We start from the raw sequence: 19,562 nt of genomic DNA, 5'->3' as shown, positions 1-19,562 counted from the left end.
GCTCCGCCGCCGACCGCCGCCGCCGCGTCCAGCACCGCCCGCCGCTCCACGGCCGACGCCACCACCCCGGACCCGACGCGCCGCCGCCCCCGGGCGACCGTGAGCACCGCGCCGTGCAGCGCGGCGGTGTGCGAGGGCGCGAGGTCGACCTCCTCGGTGCGCGCGCCGACCAGGGCCGCGACCGCCTCCCGCGCCCCGTCGAGCAGCGCGCGGGCGCGTCGCCCCTCGGTGTGCAGCCGGCGCGGGTCGGCCCAGCCCTCGTCGAGCGCGGCGAGGTAGGCCTCGCGCGCGGCGGGCAGCACGGGCGCCCGGCCGCCGGCGTCCAGGACGACGCGGCGGGCGGCGGTGGGGGAGTCGGTCACCCGGGCACGGTAGCGGCCGCGCCGGTCCGCCCCGCGGGCCGAGGGACCCGTGGCCCGCGCCCGGGCCGGTCAGGGACGTGATCCAGATGACACTGCGTCACAAAGTGGCGCCCACGGGCGGTTCTGAGGCCACGACAAGCCGACCAGCGCGCTACGCTGCTCGGGATCGAGGACATAGGTCCTAGGTGACTTCCCTGTCGGGCGACGCACGGTGCGGTGTCGGGCGCGACGGGGACCGACGTGGAAGGCCCCCGGTGCGCTCGCAGACCCCCCGCCGCCCCTGGCGGACCCGACTGGCCGTCGCGGGCGCCGCGACGACCGTCGCCCTGGCGCTCGCCGGATGCTCGCCCGAGGCCCAGCGCGGCTGGCTGCCCGGCGACTCCGACAACGAGATCACGAACCAGACCGGCCGGATCACGAACCTGTGGGTCGGCTCCTGGGTGGCCGCCCTGCTGGTCGGCATCCTGGTCTGGGGCCTGATCCTCTGGTGCGTCACGGTGTACCGGAAGCGCAAGGACGACGACCAGCTCCCCGTGCAGCTGCGGTACCACGTGCCGCTGGAGATCATGTACGTGATCCTGCCGATCATCATGGTCGGCGTGCTGTTCTACTACACGGCGCGCGACATGACGGAGATCCAGGACACCTCCGCCGAGCCGGACCTCACGGTCCAGGTGATCGGCAAGCAGTGGAGCTGGGACTTCAACTACGTCGACTCCGACGTGTACGACACCGGCCAGCACGCCCAGGAGGTCGGCGCGACCGGCGTCCTCGCGGACCAGCCGACGCTGTACCTGCCGGTCGGCGAGCGCGTCGAGTTCGTGCTCGACTCCCGCGACGTCATCCACTCGTTCTGGGTGCCCGCGTTCCTCTACAAGCAGGACATGATCCCCGGGCGCACCAACACGTTCCAGGTCGTCCCGCAGGTCGAGGGCGAGTACGTCGGCAAGTGCGCCGAGCTCTGCGGCGAGGAGCACTCGTCGATGCTGTTCAACGTGAAGGTCGTGTCGCGCGACGAGTACGACGCGCACATCGAGGAGCTGCGGGACGCCGGCCAGGACGGTCAGCTGGGTCTCGAGTACAACCGCCTGCAGGACGTCCGTGTCACCGGTGAGGGTGGCGGGGACGCCGAGGGCGAAGAGGGAGCGAACTGATGGCCGCCACCGTCGAGGTCGTGCCGGGGCTCGAGCCCCGCCGCCAGACCCTGGGCCGCACGATCGTCAAGTGGGTCACGTCGACCGACCACAAGACCATCGGCTACATGTACATGATCGCCGCGTTCATCTGGTTCGCGGTCGGCGGCATCATGGCGCTGCTGATCCGCGCCGAGCTGTTCGAGCCCGGCATCCAGATCGTGCAGAGCAAGGAGCAGTACAACCAGCTCTTCACGATGCACGGCACGATCATGCTGCTGCTGTTCGCGACGCCGCTGTTCTCCGCGTTCGCGAACATCATCATGCCGCTGCAGATCGGCGCGCCGGACGTCGCGTTCCCGCGGCTGAACGCGTTCTCGTTCTGGCTGTACCTGTTCGGCGGCCTGATCGCCGCGGGCGGCTTCCTGACCCCGCAGGGCGCGGCGTCGTTCGGCTGGTTCGCCTACGCGCCGCTGTCGAACTCCGTGTACTCGCCGGGCGCCGGCGGGGACCTGTGGGTGTTCGGCCTCGCGCTGACCGGTTTCGGCACGATCCTCGGTGCGGTCAACTTCATCACCACGATCGTCACGATGCGCGCGCCGGGCATGACCATGTTCCGGATGCCGATCTTCACCTGGAACACGCTCATCACGAGCCTGCTGGTGCTGATGGCGTTCCCGCCGCTGGCGGCCGCGCTGTTCGCGCTGGGAGCCGACCGCCGCCTCGGCGCGCAGGTCTTCAACCCCGAGAACGGCGGTGCCATCCTCTGGCAGCACCTGTTCTGGTTCTTCGGCCACCCCGAGGTGTACATCATCGCGCTGCCGTTCTTCGGCATCGCGACCGAGATCCTCCCGGTGTTCAGCCGCAAGCCGGTGTTCGGCTACAAGGGCCTGGTGTACGCGACCATCGCGATCGCCGCCCTGTCGGTCACCGTGTGGGCGCACCACATGTACGTCACCGGCGCCGTCCTGCTGCCGTTCTTCTCGCTGATGACGATGCTCATCGCGGTGCCCACGGGCGTGAAGTTCTTCAACTGGATCGGCACGATGTGGCGCGGCAAGCTCACGTTCGAGACGCCGATGCTCTGGACGATCGGCTTCCTGACGACCTTCCTGTTCGGCGGCCTGACCGGCATCATCCTGTCCAGCCCGGCCCTCGACTTCCAGGTCTCCGACACCTACTTCGTCGTGGCGCACTTCCACTACGTGGTGTTCGGCACCGTCGTGTTCATGATGTTCGGCGGCATGTACTACTGGTGGCCCAAGTTCACCGGCCGCATGCTGAACGAGCGCCTGGGCAAGGTGCACTTCTGGCTGCTCTTCGTCGGCTTCCACATGACGTTCCTCATCCAGCACTGGCTGGGTGCGATCGGCATGCCCCGCCGGTACGCGGACTACTCGCCGGAGGACGGGTTCACCTGGATGAACCAGCTGTCCACCATCGGCTCGATGATCCTCGCGATCTCCACGCTGCCGTTCCTGTGGAACGTCTACATCACCTGGCGCCGGGCGCCGAAGGTCACCGTGGACGACCCGTGGGGCTACGGCCAGTCGCTCGAGTGGGCGACCTCCTGCCCGCCGCCGCGGCACAACTTCACGTCGCTGCCGCGCATCCGGTCCGAGCGCCCCGCGTTCGACCTGCACCACCCCGAGGTGGCGGCCATGGACCACGTCGAGCCCGAGCCCGGGTTCTTCGACTGGGAGTCCGAGCGCACCGGCGAGCAGGGCGTGGCCCGCGACCGGGTCCAGAACGGCGGCGGCCAGGAGGAGCAGTCCTCCGCCACGATCGTCGACGACCGCCCGCGTGACACCGACGACCAGGAGGGCCGGGACAAGTGAGCAGGCTCGACGAGTTCGGCGGCGCGAAGCCGTCGGTGGCCGGTGGCGAGCGTCCCCGGCACGCCATGAAGGTGGAGCCCTACCTGTTCCTGGGCGGGATCCTGTTCTTCATCCCGATCGGCCTGATCTACGCCTGGTGGAGCGGCGGCGAGCCCGTCGGCACCGTCGGCATCCCGCTGGTCGGCGGCCTGGTGGGCATGATCGGCGGCTACCTGCTGCTGCTCTCCCGCCGGATCGACGCCCGCCCGGAGGACGACCCGGAGGCGCTGATCGCCGAGGGCGCGGGCGACCAGGGCGTGTTCAGCCCGTGGAGCTGGTGGCCGATCACGATCGCGTTCGCCGGCGCGCTGGCGTTCCTCGGCATGGCCATCGGCTGGTGGCTGCTGGTCATCGGCGGCGCGCTGGGCGTCATCGGCCTCGTCGGGTGGATCTTCGAGTTCTCCCGCGGCCAGCACGCGCACTGACGCACCGCACGGCACGAAGGGCCGGGCACCCCACGGGGTGCCCGGCCCTTCCGCGTTCCGCAGGACGCCGCTGACGGCCCGCTGCGGGCACGAGAGAGGCCGGCCCGCCCGGGAGGGGCGGACCGGCCTGTCCCGGCCGTCAGGACGCGCTCAGAGCGACGGGACGATCAGGCCCGAGGTCTGGGTCCGCGCGCGGGTGAAGCGCTCGCCGGCGTCCGCCCAGTTCACGATGTTCCACCACGCCTTGACGTAGTCCGCCTTGACGTTGACGTAGTCCAGGTAGAACGCGTGCTCCCACATGTCGAGCACGACGATCGGCACGATGCCCAGCGGGATGTTGCCCTGCTGGTCGTACAGCTGCACGATCACGAGCTTCTCGCCCAGGGAGTCCCAGGCGAGGATCGACCAGCCGGAGCCCATGATGGTCGTGGCGTTGGCGGTGAAGTGCGCCTGGAACTTGTCGAACGAGCCGAAGAACTCGTCGATCGCCGCGGCCAGCTCGCCGACCGGCTTGTCGCCGCCGTCGGGGGAGAGGTTCTCCCAGAACACGGAGTGGTTCACGTGCCCGCCGAGGTTGAAGGCCAGGGTCTTCTCCAGGCCGGCCACGGCCGCGAAGTCGCCGGACTCCCGGGCCGCCGCGAGCTTCTCCAGCGTCGTGTTGGCGCCGGCCACGTACGTCGCGTGGTGCTTGTCGTGGTGCAGCTCCATGATGCGGCCGGAGACGTGCGGCTCCAGCGCCGCGTAGTCGTAGGGCAGGTCCGGAAGGGTGTAGTCAGCCATCAGTGCCTCTCTGAGCTCAGGCCGCGGCGTCGGTTCGCCGCGGCAGGCGTCTTCGCAGCAGGTGCGCCCCGCCGTCGGGCGGACGCACCTCCTCTGTCGTACCACGACCGGGTGCTTCCCGGCCTCCCGGGCCGGGGGACCGGCTCGTGGCACGTCGCGGGTCCGGCGACCCCCGGGGACGACGACGCCCGGGCCGCTCCGGCGCGTGGCCGGTGCGACCCGGGCGGGTCGTCTGTCGGAAGATCGTCTCGCCCACCCGGTGCAACGACCGGGCGCTCGGGATGATTCCCCAGGTCAGCGCCTGTTTCAGTGGCGCTGGGTGCCCTCGGTGTCCTCGGGCTCGGGGGCGAGGTGCCGGCTGCCGGTCGACCCGGCCGTCAGCTCCTCGCGCTCGGTGTGCGCGAGCGGCAGGGCGTCGTGCCCGCCGTGCGACTGGGCCGCGGCGAGCTCCGCCGGCGTGACGGGCTCGACCCGGTCCTCGTAGAAGACCTTCGACAGCCGGCGCCGGGCCGCGTCGATCCGGTAGCCCTTGCGGCGGACGCCGCGCGAGTCCTCGGCCGGCTCGATCTCGAGCGGGCGGCGGGGCTCGTGCTGCACCCGCAGCCACCGCTCGTGCGCGTCGAGGGGCTTGTGCACCTCGATGTACTCGCCGGACGCGAACCGGACGATGCGGCCCGTCTCGTGGCCGTGCAGGACCAGCTCGCGGTCCTTGCGCTGCAGCGACAGGCAGATGCGCTTCGTGATCCAGAACGCCAGCGGCGGCGCCACGAAGAACAGCACCCGGAACGTCCACGTGATGTCGTTGATCGACAGGTGGAAGTGCGTCGCGATGAGGTCGTTGGACCCCGCCAGCACCAGGATGAAGAACGCGGTGAGGAACGCGACGCCGAACGCGGTGCGGAACGGCGCGTTGCGCGGGCGGTCCAGCACGTGGTGCTCCCGGGTGTCGCCGGTGGCGAACGCCTCGATGAACGGCCACAGCGCGAGCACCGTGAACAGCAGGCCGGGGATGACCACGCCGGGGATCAGGATGTTCATCGAGACCGTGTACTGGCCGATGACGAACTCCCAGCCCGGCATCAGGCGCAGGCCGCCCTCGAGGAACAGCATGTACCAGTCGGGCTGCGCGCCCGCGGACACGACGCCCGGGTCGAACGGGCCGTAGTTCCACACGGGGTTGATCGTCATGGTCGCCGCCATCAGGGCGATGACCGCGAAGACCACGAAGAAGAAGCCGCCGGCCTTGGCCACGTACACGGGGAACAGCGGGTAGCCGACGACGTTCTTGTCGGTCCGGCCCGAGCCCGGGTACTGCGTGTGCTTGTGCAGCACGACCATGAGCAGGTGCAGGCCGATCAGCGCGAGGATCAGCGCCGGGATCAGCAGGATGTGCACCGTGAACAGGCGGGGGATCAGCTCGGTGCCCGGGAACTCGCCGCCGAACAGCGCGAACGAGATGTACGAGCCGAGGATCGGGATCGCGCGGGCCACGCCGTCGGCGATGCGCAGGCCGTTGCCGGACAGCACGTCGTCGGGCAGCGAGTAGCCGGAGAAGCCGGCCAGCAGGCCCAGGATCATCAGCGTGAAGCCGACGAGCCAGTTCAGCTCGCGCGGCTTGCGGAACGCACCCGTGAAGAACACGCGCATCATGTGCGTCACGATCGACGCCATGAACAGCAGCGCGGCCCAGTGGTGGATCTGCCGCATGAGCAGACCGCCGCGGACCTCGAACGACAGGCGCAGCGTCGAGGCGAACGCCTCGGACATCTGCACGCCGTCCATCGCGGCCCAGGGCCCGTGGTAGTGCACCTCGGTCATCGAGGGCACGAAGAACATCGTCAGGAAGGTGCCCGAGATCAGCAGCACCACGAACGAGTAGAGCGCGATCTCACCGAGCAGGAACGACCAGTGGTCGGGGAAGATCTTGCGCGCGAACTCCTTGACCGCGTTGCCGATGCCGGTGCGCTGGTCCAGGTAGTCGGCGGCCCCTGCCGCCGCACGAGCACCCCGCGTCGGGGGTGCCGGGGGGGAGTCGACGGTGCTCACGTGAGGCGCTCCCAGAAGGACGGGCCGATGGGTTCGTTGAAGCCGTCCTGCGCGACGAGGTAGCCCTCGTCGTCGACGGTGATCGGCAGCTGGGGCAGCGGGCGGTGCGCGGGGCCGAAGACCACCTTGGCGCCGTCGGAGGCGTCGAAGGTCGACTGGTGGCACGGGCACAGGATGTGGTGCGTCTGCTGCTCGTAGAGGGCGACGGGGCACCCGACGTGGGTGCAGATCTTGGAGAACGCGACGATGCCGTCGTAGCTCCAGCCCTCGCCCTGCTCGGACTTCAGGTCGCGCGGGTCCATCCGGACCATGAGGACGACGGCCTTCGCCTTCTCGTCCAGCGGGTTCTCGGTCTCCTCGAGGCCCTCGGGGATGACGTGGAACGCCGAGCCGATGGTGACGTCCGCGGCCTTGATGGGGCGCCCGGAGGGGTCGATCGTCAGGCGGGTGCCGCGGCGCCACAGCGTGCGCTTCGACACCGAGACGTCCCAGTTGCCGCCGAGGTTGCCGACCAGCGGCACGGCGATCGCCAGCGGGAACAGCGCGAGGGAGGTGACCATCGCGCCCTTCAGCACGCCGCGGCGCCCGATGGCGGAGTCCTTCGCGCCCTCGCGCAGCGCCTCGACGGCCGCGATCCGCACCGGCTCCGAGGAGGCGGTGGGGTGCCGGTCCTCGGCGCGCTCGTGGTCGTTCATGAGCGACTTGGCCCAGTGCACGGCGGCGAGGCCGATGCCCGCCAGGCCGAGGAACAGGCCCAGGCCGAGCAGCAGGTTCGACAGCCGCATGGTGCCGACGGTCTCGCCCGGGGGCACCAGCGCGTACGCGACGATCGCGCCGATGGTGCCGAGGATCGAGATCGTGAAGAGGACGACGACCTGCTTCTCGGCGCGCTTCTGCGCCTTCGGGTCGGTGTCGCCCACCCGGGCGCGGTGCTCGTGCAGGCCCGGGTCCTCGAACCGCTCGGGCAGGGGACCGTCGCCGTGCGTGGTGACGTCGGTCGAGGGGTCGTGGTGCGTGCTCACGAGGACTTGGCTCCGATCCAGACCGAGGCGCCGATCAGGACGCCGATGCCGACGACCCAGGCCCACAGGCCCTCGCTGACGGGGCCGAGCGAGCCGAGCGTCAGGCCGCCGGGCGACCCGTCGCGCTGCTCGTCGAGGTAGGCGATGATGTCGCGCTTCTCGGCCGAGGTGATGTTGGCGTCGTTGAACACCGGCATCGACTGCGGGCCGGTCAGCATCGCCTCGTAGATGTGGGTGGGCGTGGTGTCGGTGAGCGCGGGCGCCCACTTGCCCTGGGACAGCGCACCGCCGGCGCCGACCGCGTTGTGGCACATGGCGCAGTTCGTGCGGAACACGGCCATGCCGTTGGCCGCGTCGCCCTTGGCCGGGTCGACCTGGTCCGCCGTCGGGATCGCCGGGCCGGCGCCGAGCGACGCGACGTAGGCCGCGAGCTGGGCGATGTCCTCGTCGTCGAACTGGACCGGCTTGGCCTGGACCTGCACGCCGTTCATCTGCGCGGGCATCCGGCCGGTGCCGACCTGGAAGTCGACGGCGGCGGCGCCCACGCCGATGAGGGAGGGGCCGCCGGCGCCGCCGTCGACGGCCTCACGGCCCTCGGCGTTGACGCCGTGGCAGGTGGCGCAGTTGGCCTGGAACAGCTTCTGACCGGTGGCGATGTCGCTCTCGCTCGCCGCAGCCTGCGCCGCGTCGGCGCTGGCGGGCTGGGCGATCGCGTACACCGCTCCGGTGAGCAGCAGCGCCAGCAGGAGCAGCACGACCGGCGCTGACCGGTGGTGCCTGCGGGCGGCGAGTGCCTTCACGGATGGATCCTCGTCTCGGGCGTTGCGGGGGGCTGTGCGGGGGTGGTGCCGCTGGTCACTTGATGAGGTAGATGGTCGCGAACAGCGCGATCCACACCACGTCGACGAAGTGCCAGTAGTAGGAGGTCACGATGGCGGTGGTCGCCTCGTGGTGGCCGAACCGCTTCGCGGTGAACGAGCGGCCCAGCAGGAACAGGAAGGCGATGAGGCCGCCGACCACGTGCAGGCCGTGGAAGCCGGTGGTCAGGTAGAACACCGAGCCGTACGGGCTGGAGGAGATCGTGAGGCCCTCGTGGACCAGCTCGGCGTACTCGAAGACCTGCCCGCCGATGAAGAACGCGCCCATGATGTAGGTGAGCGTCATCCACTCGTTCATGCCCCAGCCGCGCACGTTCAGGAGCGAGCCGGAGCGCACGGGCTGGAACCGCTCGGCGGCCCACACGCCCATCTGGCAGGTGACCGACGACAGGATCAGCACCGTCGTGTTGACCATCGCGAAGCCGACGTTCAGCTTCTCGGTCTGCACCGCCCACTCCTCCGGCACCGTCGCGCGGAGGGTGAAGTACATCGCGAACAGGCCCGCGAAGAACATGAGCTCCGAGGCCAGCCACACGATCGTCCCGACCGACACGGGGTTCGGTCGGTTGACGCTCACGTGGGGAGCGGAGGCGGGGGCAGCCGTTGCGGTCGTCACGCGTGTCAGTATGGCCGAAAACCCGTGTGCATGGGTCCTTAGTCCCCGCACGTCGCCGAGGTTTCTGTCACATCGTCACCTCGTTCCGCGTGTTCGCGGGCAGGTCGGAGCGTCGCGACCGGCGTGTCGGTGGTCGTGCCAAGATGCAGGGCAGGGACGCGCGCGACACGTCCCCCCGCACGAGCGAAGGACCACCATGGCCGCTGACGCCACTCCCGCCGCGCCCGCCGAGGGCCCGCGCATCCTGCTCTACAGCGACGACGTCGACACCCGCGCGCAGGTGCGCCTGGGCGTCGGCCGCCGGCTCGGGCGCGGTGCCCCGGACATCCGGTGGAGCGAGGTCGCCACGCCGCAGGCCGCGCTCGAGCAGGCGGAGACCGGGGCGTACGACCTCCTCGTGCTCGACGGCGAGGCCGCCAAGGTCGGCGGCATGGCCCTCGCCCGCCAGGTCAAGGACGAGGTCTTCCGCTGCCCGCCCGTGCTCGTGCTCACCGGCCGGCCGCAGGACGCGTGGCTGGCCGCCTGGTCCGACGCGGACGCCGTCGTCTCCCAGCCCCTCGACCCGGTCGAGCTGCACGACGCCGTCGTGGGCCTGCTCGCCCGGACCCCCGCGGCATGACCGAGCAGGTCACCTGGTCCGACCTGCTCACCACGCTCGTCGAGGGCAGCGACCTCGACGAGGCCCAGACCGCGTGGGCGATGGACGAGATCATGTCCGGGTCCGCCTCACCCGCCCGGGTGGCCGGCTTCCTCACCGCCCTGCGGGCGAAGGGGGAGACCGTCGCCGAGCTGACCGCGCTGGCCGACACGATGCTCGCGCACGCCCTGCGGTTCGAGGTCCCCGGCCGTGCCGTCGACATCGTCGGCACCGGCGGCGACCGCGCGCACACCGTCAACGTGTCCACCATGGCGTCCGTCGTCGTCGCGGGCACCGGCGTCCGGGTGGTCAAGCACGGCAACCGGGCGGCGTCGTCGTCCTCCGGGTCGGCCGACGTGCTCGAGGCCCTCGGCATCCGGCTCGACCAGACCCCCGAGCGCGTCGCGCAGCTCGCGTCCGAGGTCGGCATCACCTTCTGCTTCGCCCTGACCTTCCACCCCGCGATGCGGCACGTTGCCGTCGCCCGCCGGGACCTCGGCATCAAGACGGTGTTCAACTTCCTCGGGCCCCTGACCAACCCGGCGCAGCCGGCCGCCGCGGCCATCGGCGTGGCGGACCCCCGGATGGCGGGGCTGGTCGCGGGCGTGCTCGCGCGGCGCGGCACCGAGGCGCTGGTGTTCCGCGGCGACGACGGCCTGGACGAGCTCGCCCCCACCGGCACGTCGCGGGTGTGGCACGTGACGGGCGGCGCCGTCGCCGAGCACGCGCTCGACCCCGTCGCCGACCTGGGACTCACCCCCGTCACCGTCGCCGACCTCCGGGGCGCGGACGCCGCGTTCAACGCCGGTGTCGCGCGCGCCGTCCTCGCGGGGGAGGCGGTGGCGTCCCGGGAGACGGTGCTGCTCAACGCCGCCGCGGCCCTGGTGGCCGACGGCAGCCTGCCCGGGACCGGCGCGGACGGCGGCGACCTGGTCGCGCGGCTGCGTGCCGGGCTGGACCACGCGGCCCGGGCGGTCGACTCGGGCGCCGCGGCGGACGTGCTGGAGCGCTGGCGCGCGGCCTCGGCCTGACGCGCGGCGCCGCGCGCTGCCTGCTGCGCGCACCGACGGGGTAGCCGACACGTCGAGTGTGCATCCGCCGGATGCACACTCGGCGTGTCGACTGCGCACTCGGCGGCCGAAGGGCTCCAGCGCGAGGGACCGGCGTGCCCGGTGCACCCCGCTCAGGGCGATCCGACGAGCGAGCAGCCGACACGTCGAGCGAGTAGTCGGCGACTACTCGCTCGACGCGTCGGGTACCCCCTCGACGCGGGGGGACGCGGCGCAGGTCGCTCCCGGCCGGGCGCGCGCTGGCCGGGGCCGCCTGGGGGCCGGGTGGCCGGGGGCTTGCGGGCCGGTGGGTCGGTCAGTCCTCGATGCCGAGGGCGAAGGCCTGCTCGAGGTCGTGCTGCGAGTACGTCCGGAACGCGATGAACGTCTGGGTGCGGACGACGCCGTCCACCTTGCTGACCCGGTCGGCGATGATGTCGGCGAGCTCCTCGTGCTCGCGGACCCGGACCATGGCGATCAGGTCGACGCCGCCGGTGACGGAGTAGACCTCGCTCACGCCCGGGATGTTGGCGATCGCGGCGGCGGCCTCGGGGATCCGGTCGGCCTCGGTGTCGATGTGCACGATGGCGGTCAGCATGGGGCCATCATGCCGCGCCGGCGGCCCCCGCGGCGGGGTCCTCGGACCCGTGCGTCGCGTCGGGTGCCGGGCCGGGGACCCGCAGGTCCGGCGCGCGGCGCAGCCCGGGCACGTCCGCGAGGCGTGCTGCCCCGCTCAGCCCCGACGCGCCGCCGAGCCCCGACGCACCGCCGAGCCCCGACGGCCCGCCGAGCCCCGACGCCCCGCCGAGCCCGAACCCCGCCCCGGCCTCCGCCGCCTCGACCGTGAACCGGGCGTCCCGCTCCGCGCGCGCCTCCGCGGTCGCACCCCGTCCGGCCGCGCCCCGGCCCGCCGCACCGGCCCCTGCACCGGCACGGGCGTCAGCCCCAGCCTGGGCACCCGCACCGGCGCCGCCGGCCACGTCCGCGCCCGCGGCGACGCCCGCGTCGACCCCGGCCTCACCAGCGTCGTCCACCGCCCCGAGGGCCGCGTCCACGGCCGCCGCGGCGGACTCGCGCCCGGCCGCGACGGCGTCGGCGGGGTCGGTGCGCGCCTGCGCGGACCGCACCGGGTACGCCCACGGCTCGCTCACGCTGACGATCCGCACCCCGGGCCGCCCGAGCCAGGCCAGCACGAGATCGGCCTCCTCGGGGTGCCCGGCGGGTGCGGGCGCGACGGGCGCGGGCACGTGCTCGCCGGTGACGCGCAGCGACTCCACGGCGGGCATCGGGTCGTCGCCGCGCGGGACGAGGGCGGTCCCGGCGAGCCGGCCGTGCCGGACGAGCACGACCTCCCACCCGCCGGCGTCGGTGCGCCGGGCTGCGACCAGCTCCGCGCACGCCGCGAGCGGCGCGAGGCGCTGGGACCGCGCCGAGCCGCGGAGGAACGCGGCGAGCCGGTCGCGCACGGTCACGGCCTCCTCGAAGCGCTCCTGGCCCACGAGGGCGTCGATCCGGGCGGTGTGCGCGCCGACGACCACCGCGGGGTCGGCGAGCATGGCGTCGCGCACGCCGGCGACGGTCTGCGCGTACTCCGCGGCGGCCTCCGGCCGGACGCACGGGGCGGGGCAGCGGCCGATCTCGGCGAGGTGGCACGCGCTGGCGCCGGGCGCCGGGACCAGCGGCAGCCGCGCGGTGCACCGCCGGATCGCGAACGCGTCGTGCAGCGCCTCCACGGCGGACTGCGCCGCGGCGCGGGAGGCGAACGGCCCGATGTGCGTCGCGTCGTCGCGGACCTCGCGCACGACGGACAGCCGCGGGAACGCCTCGGCGGTGAGGCGGACCCACGGCATCCGCTCGGGGGAGCGCGACCTCCGGTTGTACCGGGGGTCGTGCTCGGCGATCAGCCGGAGCTCGCGGACCTGCGCCTCGAGCCGGGTCGCGCACACGACCGGGGTGACGGCCTGCGCGACGCGGACCATCTCCCGCATCCGGGACCGCTTCTCCGCCGCGGTGAAGTAGGACCGGACGCGCTTGCGCAGCGAGGTCGACGTGCCGACGTACAGCACCTCGTCCTTCGGCCCGCGGAACAGGTAGACCCCGGGGAGGTCGGGCAGCCCGTCGGCGAGGGTGCGCTTGCGCCGCACGTCGGCCGGCACGGCGTCGGCGGCCGTCGCCAGGTCCTCCAGGTGCGTGATGCCCAGGGGGGCGAGCCGGCCGAGCAGCGCGTGCAGCACGTCGACGGTGGCGCGGGCGTCGGCCAGCGCGCGGTGCTCGGGCGTCGTCGTCGCGTGGAACAGCCCGGCCAGGGTGCTGAGCTTGTGGTTGGGCGCCTCGTCCCGGGTGACGACCCGGCGCGCGAGCCGGACGGTGTCGACGACGGCGAAGCCCGGCCAGGCGTGCCCGGTCTCGGCCGCCGCGGCCTTGAGGAAGCCGACGTCGAACGGGGCGTTGTGCGCGACCAGGACGGAGCCCCGGGCGAACTCGAGGAACGACGGCAGCACCTCGGCGATCCGCGGGGCCCCGATCACCATCGCGGTGGTGATGCCGGTGAGCACCTGGATCTGGGCGGGCACGGGGCCGCCGGGGTCGACCAGCGTCTGGAACTCGCCCAGCACCTCGCCGCCCCGGACCTTGACCGCGCCGACCTCGGTGATGGCGGACGCCCCGGGGGCGGCGCCGGTGGTCTCCAGGTCGACCACGACGAACGTGACGTCGTGCAGCGGGGTGCCGATGTCGTCGAGCGTGACCTGCACGGGCCGGCCGGTCTGCGGCGCCGCGAGGTCGGGGCGGGGCGGGACGGGGGACCGGTGGACCATGCGCCGCACGCTAGCCGCGCCCTCCGACACGCCCGCCGCGACCCCGCCCCCACCTGGGGACCCGTAGGGTGACGCGCATGTCCGCGCCCGCCCCCGACGCCGTCCCCGACGCCGTGCGGGCGGCGGTCCTGCCGCTCGCCGCGGAGGTGCTCGGCGCGTTGGACCCGGCCGCGGTGCCGGCGTCGCTCGCGGCGGTGCGCCGGTTCGCCCCCCGGCGCCGGGTCACGGCCGGGGCCGGGCCGCTGTGGCTCGCCGTCGAGCGCGACGACGCCTTCCGGGCCCGGCGCGACGCGCTGCGGGGTCGCGGTGATCTTGGCCTTGCGGGTGAGGTCGCGGACGTCGCCGGCCTGCTCGGGGAGCATCACGGTGACGACGTCGCCGCCGGAGCCGGCGCGTGCGGTGCGCCCGGAGCGGTGCAGGTACGCCTTGTGCTCGGCCGGCGGGTCCACGTGCACGACCAGCTCGACGTCGTCGACGTGGATGCCGCGCGCGGCGATGTCGGTCGCCACGAGCACCTTCACCTCGCCGGAGGTGAACGCCGCGAGGTTCCGCTCGCGCGCGCCCTGGCCGAGGTTGCCCTGCAGGTCGACCGCGGGGACGCCGTCCTGGGTGAGCTGCTTCGCGAGCTTCTTGGCCTGGTGCTTGGTGCGCGTGAACAGGACGCGGCGGCCGGTGCCGGAGGCGAGCTCGCGGACGACCTCCTTCTTCGCGTCGGCGTCCGCGACCGCGAGCACGTGGTGCGTCATGGTCGACACCGGCGCGACCTCGGGGTCGACCGAGTGCGTCGTCGGCTTGTCCAGGTACCGCTTGACCAGGGTGTCGACCCCGTTGTCGAGCGTCGCCGAGAACAGCAGCCGCTGACCGCCGCGCGGGGTCTTGTCGAGCAGCCGCTTCACGACCGGCAGGAAGCCGAGGTCGGCCATGTGGTCCGCCTCGTCGAGCACGGTGATCTCCACCGACTCCAGCGAGCACAGGCCCTGCTTGATGAGGTCCTCGAGCCGGCCGGGGCAGGCGACGAGGATGTCGATGCCGCCGTTCAGCGCGCTGACCTGGCGGCTCTGCGCGACGCCGCCGAACACGGTGGTCGACGACAGGCGGGCCGTGGCCGCGAGCGGCTCGACCGTGGCGTGGATCTGGGTGGCGAGCTCGCGGGTCGGGGCGAGGATCAGCGCGCGCGGGCGGGCCTTGGCGCGCTGGGACTTCGAGTCCGCGAGGCGGGCGACGACCGGCAGCGCGAACGCGATGGTCTTGCCGGAGCCGGTGCGGCCGCGGCCGAGCACGTCGCGCCCGGCGAGCGTGTCGGGCAGCGTGGCGGTCTGGATGGGGAACGGGTCGGTGATCCCGCGCTGCGCGAGGGACTGCGCGAGAGCGGCGGGCACACCGAGGTCGGTGAAACGAGGCATGAAGGGGCGCCTTTCCGGCGGTGGTCGGGGGTCCGCGGCCACTGCGCGCGGGGCGGCGACCGGCGCCGGCGGCTCGGTCAGGCGAGCTTCTGCTGGCGGCGCTGGGCGCCCTGCGTGCGCAGGACGTAGGAGAACAGCTCGTCCGTCTCCCGGGTGGAGGTCTCCACGAACCGGCAGCCGTAGTGCGTCCCGGAGCGCGATGGCTGGGCACGGACGACGACCGCCTGCAGCCAGAACGCGGCGGACAGCTCGGGGAAGACGAACCTCACCTCGCTGCCGACAGGCAGCTCGGTCTGACTCATCATACGCATCCCGTGCGCCGAGACGTCGAGGACGGTGAACACGAACGGGATCTCGTCGGCCTCGCGGTCGACCGGGGCGTCCTCGGCGGCGGCCTCCGCCGGGGCGTCCGGCGCACCGCCGTGACCGTGCTCGTCCGGCGCCGCGGCGAGCCGCGCGAGCCCCTGCACCTCGACGTGCACCGCCACCCGGGCGACCGCCCGCTTCTGCAGCGTCGACAGCAGCTCGACCCCGACGAACGCCACGGTGTCCGCCGTGATCCGGGCGACCTCGCCCTGGTAGACGCACTCGCCGCGCGCGTCGTCGAGCACCCGGAGCAGGTAGACGTCGCCCTCGGACACCCCGCGCACGATGCCCTCGAAGCCCGCCCAGAGCACGCCGTCCTCGAACGTGCGGACGTAGCCGCTGAGGACGGCGTGGCCGTCGTGCTCGACCGAGCAGAGCGCGAGCTCGTGCATCCAGGCAGGTCCGTCCGGGGAGGTGGGGGCAGGGCGAGGGCGGGGTGGACGTTACCCCGCGGCCGGGCGCCGGGACGTGACCCGAACGGGTGGCCGGCCGTGTCGGCCGGGTTCTCACCCGATCGACGGACGCGCCGGGCAAACCAGGAGAAACGCCCGCAACGCGGATTTTCTCGCCATTTCCGGCAGCGGCCCCTACCCTCGGCCCCGTAGACCGGTGCGGACCCGCGCCGGCCGTGCCCTCCGAGCAGACGAGGCTGAGCTGCCCACCCCGACCCGGCGCTGGCCCCTGACCCGGTACTTCGCCGTCGTCAGTGTCGTCGCCATGCTCGCGCTCGGCGTGGCGCTCGTCTGGGTCACCGGCAACGTCATGCGGGACCAGGCGCAGCGGGACGGCATCGCGCTGGCCCGCAGCATCGAGTCGTACGCCTCCGCCTCGGTGCCGGAGGAGGCGTTCACGATCGGCGTCCTGGCGCCCGAGCAGACGGCCGCCGTCTCGGAGCAGGTCGCCGGCTTCCGCGAGCTGCGCCGGCTGCGGCTGTGGACCGTCGACTCGACGCTGCTCTACGACTCGCAGGCCGACGCCACCGGGTTCCCCGACGGCGAGCGGCTCGACAACGCGGTGCGGCAGCGCGAGCCCGACGCCCGGGTCGTGACCGAGGTCCGCGGCGAGGAGTTCGGCGGCTCGGAGTCGACGCTGCTCGACGTGTACGTCCCGGTGCTCCACGACGGCGTCGTGGTCGGCGCCGCCGAGGTCATGCTCGACTACCAGGGGACCACCGACGCCGTCGCCAGCGCGACCCGCACCGTGACCCTCGTGGTCGTCGGCGGCCTGGTCCTGCTCTGGCTGCTGCTGTTCCGGACGGTGTGGAACGCGTCCCGCCGCCTGCAGTCGTCCGCCCTGGAGAACGCCCGCCTCGCGCTGCTGGACTCGCTCACCGGCCTGCCGAACCGCCGGATGCTCGCCGACAAGCTCGAGCGGGCCATCGGCGACTCCGAGGCGACCGGGACGACGGTGGGCCTCGCGCTGCTCGACGTCGACCGGTTCAAGGACATCAACGACTCCCTCGGCCACGACCGCGGCGACGAGCTGCTGGAGCAGGTCGCCCAGCGGCTGCGCGGCGCGCTCCGCGAGGACGACATGGTCGCGCGGCTGGGCGGCGACGAGTTCGCCATCGTGCTCACGGACGTGCGCTCGGTCGCCGACGCCGACGCCGCGGCGCGCCGGGTGCGGCAGCTGTTCGTGCCGCCGTTCATGCTCGGCGACCTCGCTCTGCACGTCGACACGTCGATCGGGGTCGCCTGCCTCCCCGACCACGCCGACGACGCGTCGTCGCTGATGCGGATGGCGGACGTCGCCATGTACACCGCCAAGACGCACCGGCTCGGCGTCTCGGTGTACTCCCCGGAGGAGGACGACTCCTCCCCCGCCCGGCTCGTGCTGCTCGGCGACCTGCACCGCGCGCTCGGCGTCGACGACGAGCTCGAGCTGCACTACCAGCCGAAGATCGACCTGCGCACCGGCCGGACCGTCGGCCTCGAGGCGCTCATGCGGTGGCGGCACCCCACCCGCGGCATGCTGCCGCCCGACCTGTTCGTGCCGCTCGCCGAGCAGTCCGGGCTCATCCACGACCTCACCCGGTACGCCCTGCGGGTGTCGGTCGCGCAGCTCGCCGCCTGGCAGACCCAGGGCGACCCCGTGCCGGTCGCGGTCAACCTGTCCGCGCACGACGTCACCTCGCACGCCGTCGTCGAGGTCATCGAGGACCTGCTGGCCCGGCACGACGTCCCGGCGGAGCTGCTCGAGGTCGAGATCACCGAGACCGCCCTGGTCAGCGACCCGTCCCGGGTCGTGCCGGTCCTGCACCGGCTCGGCGACGCCGGCGTCCGCGTGTCGATCGACGACTTCGGGATCGGCAACACCTCGATCTCCCAGCTCCGCGACCTGCCGGTGCACGGCCTCAAGATCGACCGGCTGTTCGTCTCCGACCTCGCCGCCACCGGCCGCGGGGGGTCGGAGGTCATCGTCAAGGCGATGGTCGACCTCGCCCACTCGTTCGGCCTCCAGGTCGTCGCGGAGGGCGTGGAGGACGCCACCACCGCCGAGTCGCTCCGCCGGCTGACCGTCGACCAGGCGCAGGGCTACCTGTACTCCCCCGCCGTCCCGCCGGACCGGCTGCGGCCCGAGGACCTGCCGCGTGACCCCGCCTCGCGACACGCCGTCACATGACTTCACTCGCGAATCGGGCAGATCGCCTCAAGGTGCGCGACCATTCGTCCGATAGGCCCTGGTAACACCCGTTCCGATCACCCGTGAGGATGACCACCCGGATGGACGAGCTGCTCCGCGAGATGATCACGCCCCCGCCGCCGCGGCGGGACCCGGCACGGCGCCGCCGCCTGGTCGCGACCGCCGGGATCCTCGGCATGGCCGCCCTCGGCATGACCTCGCTGGTCACGTCCGCGATCTTCACGGACAACGACGACACCGGCCGCTCCGGGATCATCACGGGCTCGGTCGACGTCGAGGCCGGCGAGGACGCCGCCTTCACGCTGCCGCCCGGGAACCTCGCACCCGGCGACGAGATCTACAGCCCGGTCACCGTGACCAACGCCGGCTCGCTCGCCCTCGTGTACGGCGTGCAGTACGCCGCCACCAGCGACGCCAAGAACCTCGCCGGGACCCTGTCCCTCGACGTGTACGCCCTCCCCGCCGCGCAGTGCACCGCCGCGGGCGTCGACGGCGCCACCCCGATCGGGACGTCCGGAGCCGGGCTCGCGGGCACCGCCACCGAGATCGTCCCGATCGGCCGGTCGCTGATCTCCGCCGCCGCCGAGGACCTGTGCGTCCGCGTGTCGGTCCCGGACACCATCGGCAACGAGTACCAGAACGCCAGCGCCGACCTGCAGCTGACGTTCGCGGCCGAGCAGGACCCCACCGACCCGCACCGCTGAGCCCGTCGGAGGCGCTGAGACGCAGATGACCAGGAGGCCGGCCCCCGCGGTCGAGCGCCGGGCACCCCACCCGGAGCGGCCCCGGCACGCCACCCCGCAGTCCCGCGGCCGCCGCGCGCTGCGCACGGCGCTGTGGACGGTCATCGTCGTGTGCGGGCTCGGCTACGCCACCTCGCTCGCGGTCCCGCTGTGGTTCCAGGCCAACGGGCAGCGGCTGCTCATCGTCACGTCCGGGTCCATGTCCGGCCCCGAGCAGGGCTCGTTCGACGCGGGCGACGCCGTCGTCATGCGCCGGATCGACGACCCGTCGCAGCTGCGCGTCGGGCAGGTCGCCACGTTCTGGCCGGCCGGCGGCGACCAGCTGGTGACCCACCGGATCGTCGCGCTGCGCAACCTGCCCGTCCTCCAGCAGGACGAGGCGACCGGCCGCATGGTGCAGGCCTACGACCCCGAGACCGGCGAGGCGCTGACCCGGCCGTACATCTACACCAAGGGCGACGCCAACACCCGGCCCGACCCGAACGCCACCCCGCTGAGCCAGGTGCGCGGCATCATCCTCGACGTCTACCCGCGCTGGGGCTGGGTGCTCGACTGGGCCGGGTCCGCGCAGGGCCGCGCCGTGATGCTCGTGCCGCCGCTCGCGGCGCTGGCGGCGCTCGAGGTGCTGTCCCTGCTCGACGACCGGCGGGCGCGCCGGGCCGCCGGCGAACGCCGGCCCTCCGCACGCGACCGGCACGACGATGCGCTCCTGCTCGGCTGACCGCGGCGCCGCCGGGGCGCGCGGTGACGCGGCGGGCGGCGGCGG

The 19,562-nt window shown here is 73.2% G+C and carries 16 protein-coding genes and 2 pseudogenes; 8 read left to right on the top strand and 10 right to left on the bottom strand.

Translation table 11 applies throughout. From position 1 onward, the window contains the following. Positions 1 to 362 (bottom strand): annotated as a pseudogene (locus FA014_RS09220) (aminotransferase); the annotation flags it as partial. Between the two features lie 254 nt (positions 363 to 616). On the opposite strand from FA014_RS09220, the gene ctaC reads away from it, so the two are divergent. The 3 genes from ctaC (at position 617) to FA014_RS09205 (ending at position 3,797) form a co-directional block, all read left to right on the top strand. Then, complete coding sequence (ctaC, locus tag FA014_RS09215; RefSeq protein ID WP_154729390.1) at positions 617 to 1,516, top strand: aa3-type cytochrome oxidase subunit II; 900 nt, start codon at positions 617 to 619, stop codon at positions 1,514 to 1,516. Beyond that, complete coding sequence (ctaD, locus tag FA014_RS09210; protein WP_154729389.1) at positions 1,516 to 3,333, top strand: aa3-type cytochrome oxidase subunit I; 1,818 nt, start codon at positions 1,516 to 1,518, stop codon at positions 3,331 to 3,333. Before ctaC ends, ctaD begins: the two co-directional genes overlap by 1 nt. 65 nt (positions 3,334 to 3,398) lie before the next feature. Continuing rightward, entirely contained in the window at positions 3,399 to 3,797 is a 399-nt protein-coding gene (locus FA014_RS09205) for a cytochrome c oxidase subunit 4 (protein ID WP_154729394.1), read from the top strand. 150 nt (positions 3,798 to 3,947) lie between these two features. On the opposite strand, the gene FA014_RS09200 is transcribed toward FA014_RS09205, so the two are convergent. From FA014_RS09200 to ctaE, 5 genes are all read right to left on the bottom strand, one after another. After that, positions 3,948 to 4,577 carry a superoxide dismutase gene (locus FA014_RS09200; RefSeq protein ID WP_154729388.1) on the bottom strand — a complete coding sequence of 210 codons (630 nt, stop codon included), beginning with the start codon at positions 4,575 to 4,577 and terminating at the stop codon, positions 3,948 to 3,950. Positions 4,578 to 4,883: 306 nt separating this feature from the next. Further along, a complete protein-coding gene (qcrB, locus tag FA014_RS09195; RefSeq protein ID WP_154729387.1) occupies positions 4,884 to 6,623 on the bottom strand; it encodes a cytochrome bc1 complex cytochrome b subunit in 1,740 nt (579 codons plus the stop codon). Next, positions 6,620 to 7,645, bottom strand: coding sequence for a cytochrome bc1 complex Rieske iron-sulfur subunit (qcrA, locus tag FA014_RS09190; RefSeq protein WP_154729386.1), 1,026 nt, complete (start codon positions 7,643 to 7,645; stop codon positions 6,620 to 6,622). Before qcrA ends, qcrB begins: the two co-directional genes overlap by 4 nt. Beyond that, positions 7,642 to 8,445: a cytochrome bc1 complex diheme cytochrome c subunit gene (gene qcrC, locus FA014_RS09185; protein WP_154729385.1), complete on the bottom strand. Its 804-nt coding sequence runs from the start codon at positions 8,443 to 8,445 to the stop codon at positions 7,642 to 7,644. Before qcrC ends, qcrA begins: the two co-directional genes overlap by 4 nt. Positions 8,446 to 8,500: 55 nt before the next feature. Continuing rightward, positions 8,501 to 9,139 (bottom strand): aa3-type cytochrome oxidase subunit III, encoded by a 639-nt coding sequence (gene ctaE, locus FA014_RS09180; protein ID WP_442861500.1) that lies wholly within the window; start codon positions 9,137 to 9,139, stop codon positions 8,501 to 8,503. Positions 9,140 to 9,335: 196 nt separating this feature from the next. On the opposite strand from ctaE, the gene FA014_RS09175 reads away from it, so the two are divergent. Both FA014_RS09175 and trpD read left to right on the top strand, forming a co-directional pair. After that, positions 9,336 to 9,758, top strand: a complete 423-nt coding sequence (locus FA014_RS09175) for a response regulator (protein WP_154729384.1) — start codon at positions 9,336 to 9,338, stop codon at positions 9,756 to 9,758. Beyond that, a complete protein-coding gene (trpD, locus tag FA014_RS09170; RefSeq protein WP_154729383.1) occupies positions 9,755 to 10,807 on the top strand; it encodes an anthranilate phosphoribosyltransferase in 1,053 nt (350 codons plus the stop codon). The genes FA014_RS09175 and trpD overlap by 4 nt, the downstream gene beginning before the upstream one ends. Positions 10,808 to 11,141: 334 nt before the next feature. On the opposite strand, the gene FA014_RS09165 is transcribed toward trpD, so the two are convergent. From FA014_RS09165 to FA014_RS09150, 4 genes and pseudogenes are all read right to left on the bottom strand, one after another. Next, complete coding sequence (locus FA014_RS09165; RefSeq protein ID WP_154729382.1) at positions 11,142 to 11,423, bottom strand: Lrp/AsnC family transcriptional regulator; 282 nt, start codon at positions 11,421 to 11,423, stop codon at positions 11,142 to 11,144. A 7-nt stretch (positions 11,424 to 11,430) separates the two neighbouring features. After that, the gene (locus FA014_RS09160) at positions 11,431 to 13,641 is read right to left on the bottom strand and encodes a DEDD exonuclease domain-containing protein (protein ID WP_154729381.1); all 2,211 of its coding nucleotides are present in this window, start codon (positions 13,639 to 13,641) and stop codon (positions 11,431 to 11,433) included. A gap of 446 nt (positions 13,642 to 14,087) precedes the next feature. After that, positions 14,088 to 15,044, bottom strand: a pseudogene (locus FA014_RS09155) (DEAD/DEAH box helicase); the annotation flags it as partial. A gap of 77 nt (positions 15,045 to 15,121) precedes the next feature. Then, positions 15,122 to 15,802: a PilZ domain-containing protein gene (locus tag FA014_RS09150; protein WP_154729380.1), complete on the bottom strand. Its 681-nt coding sequence runs from the start codon at positions 15,800 to 15,802 to the stop codon at positions 15,122 to 15,124. Between the two features lie 217 nt (positions 15,803 to 16,019). Between FA014_RS09150 and FA014_RS09145 the strand changes: the two genes are divergently transcribed. The 3 genes from FA014_RS09145 (at position 16,020) to FA014_RS09135 (ending at position 19,517) form a co-directional block, all read left to right on the top strand. Further along, complete coding sequence (locus FA014_RS09145) at positions 16,020 to 18,032, top strand: putative bifunctional diguanylate cyclase/phosphodiesterase (protein WP_230322998.1); 2,013 nt, start codon at positions 16,020 to 16,022, stop codon at positions 18,030 to 18,032. A 101-nt stretch (positions 18,033 to 18,133) separates the two neighbouring features. Then, positions 18,134 to 18,757, top strand: a complete 624-nt coding sequence (locus FA014_RS09140; protein ID WP_154729379.1) for a hypothetical protein — start codon at positions 18,134 to 18,136, stop codon at positions 18,755 to 18,757. 25 nt (positions 18,758 to 18,782) lie between these two features. Further along, on the top strand, positions 18,783 to 19,517 hold the full coding sequence (locus FA014_RS09135; protein ID WP_230322997.1) for a signal peptidase I: 735 nt from the start codon (positions 18,783 to 18,785) through the stop codon (positions 19,515 to 19,517). The last annotated feature ends 45 nt before the right edge of the window (positions 19,518 to 19,562 follow it).

It is taken from the genome of Cellulomonas hominis, assembly GCF_005239125.1.
Taxonomy (GTDB): Bacteria; Actinomycetota; Actinomycetes; order Actinomycetales; family Cellulomonadaceae; genus Cellulomonas; species Cellulomonas hominis_A.
Note: the sequence above shows the minus strand (reverse complement) of the source record. Positions and strands in the feature narration are given on the sequence as shown.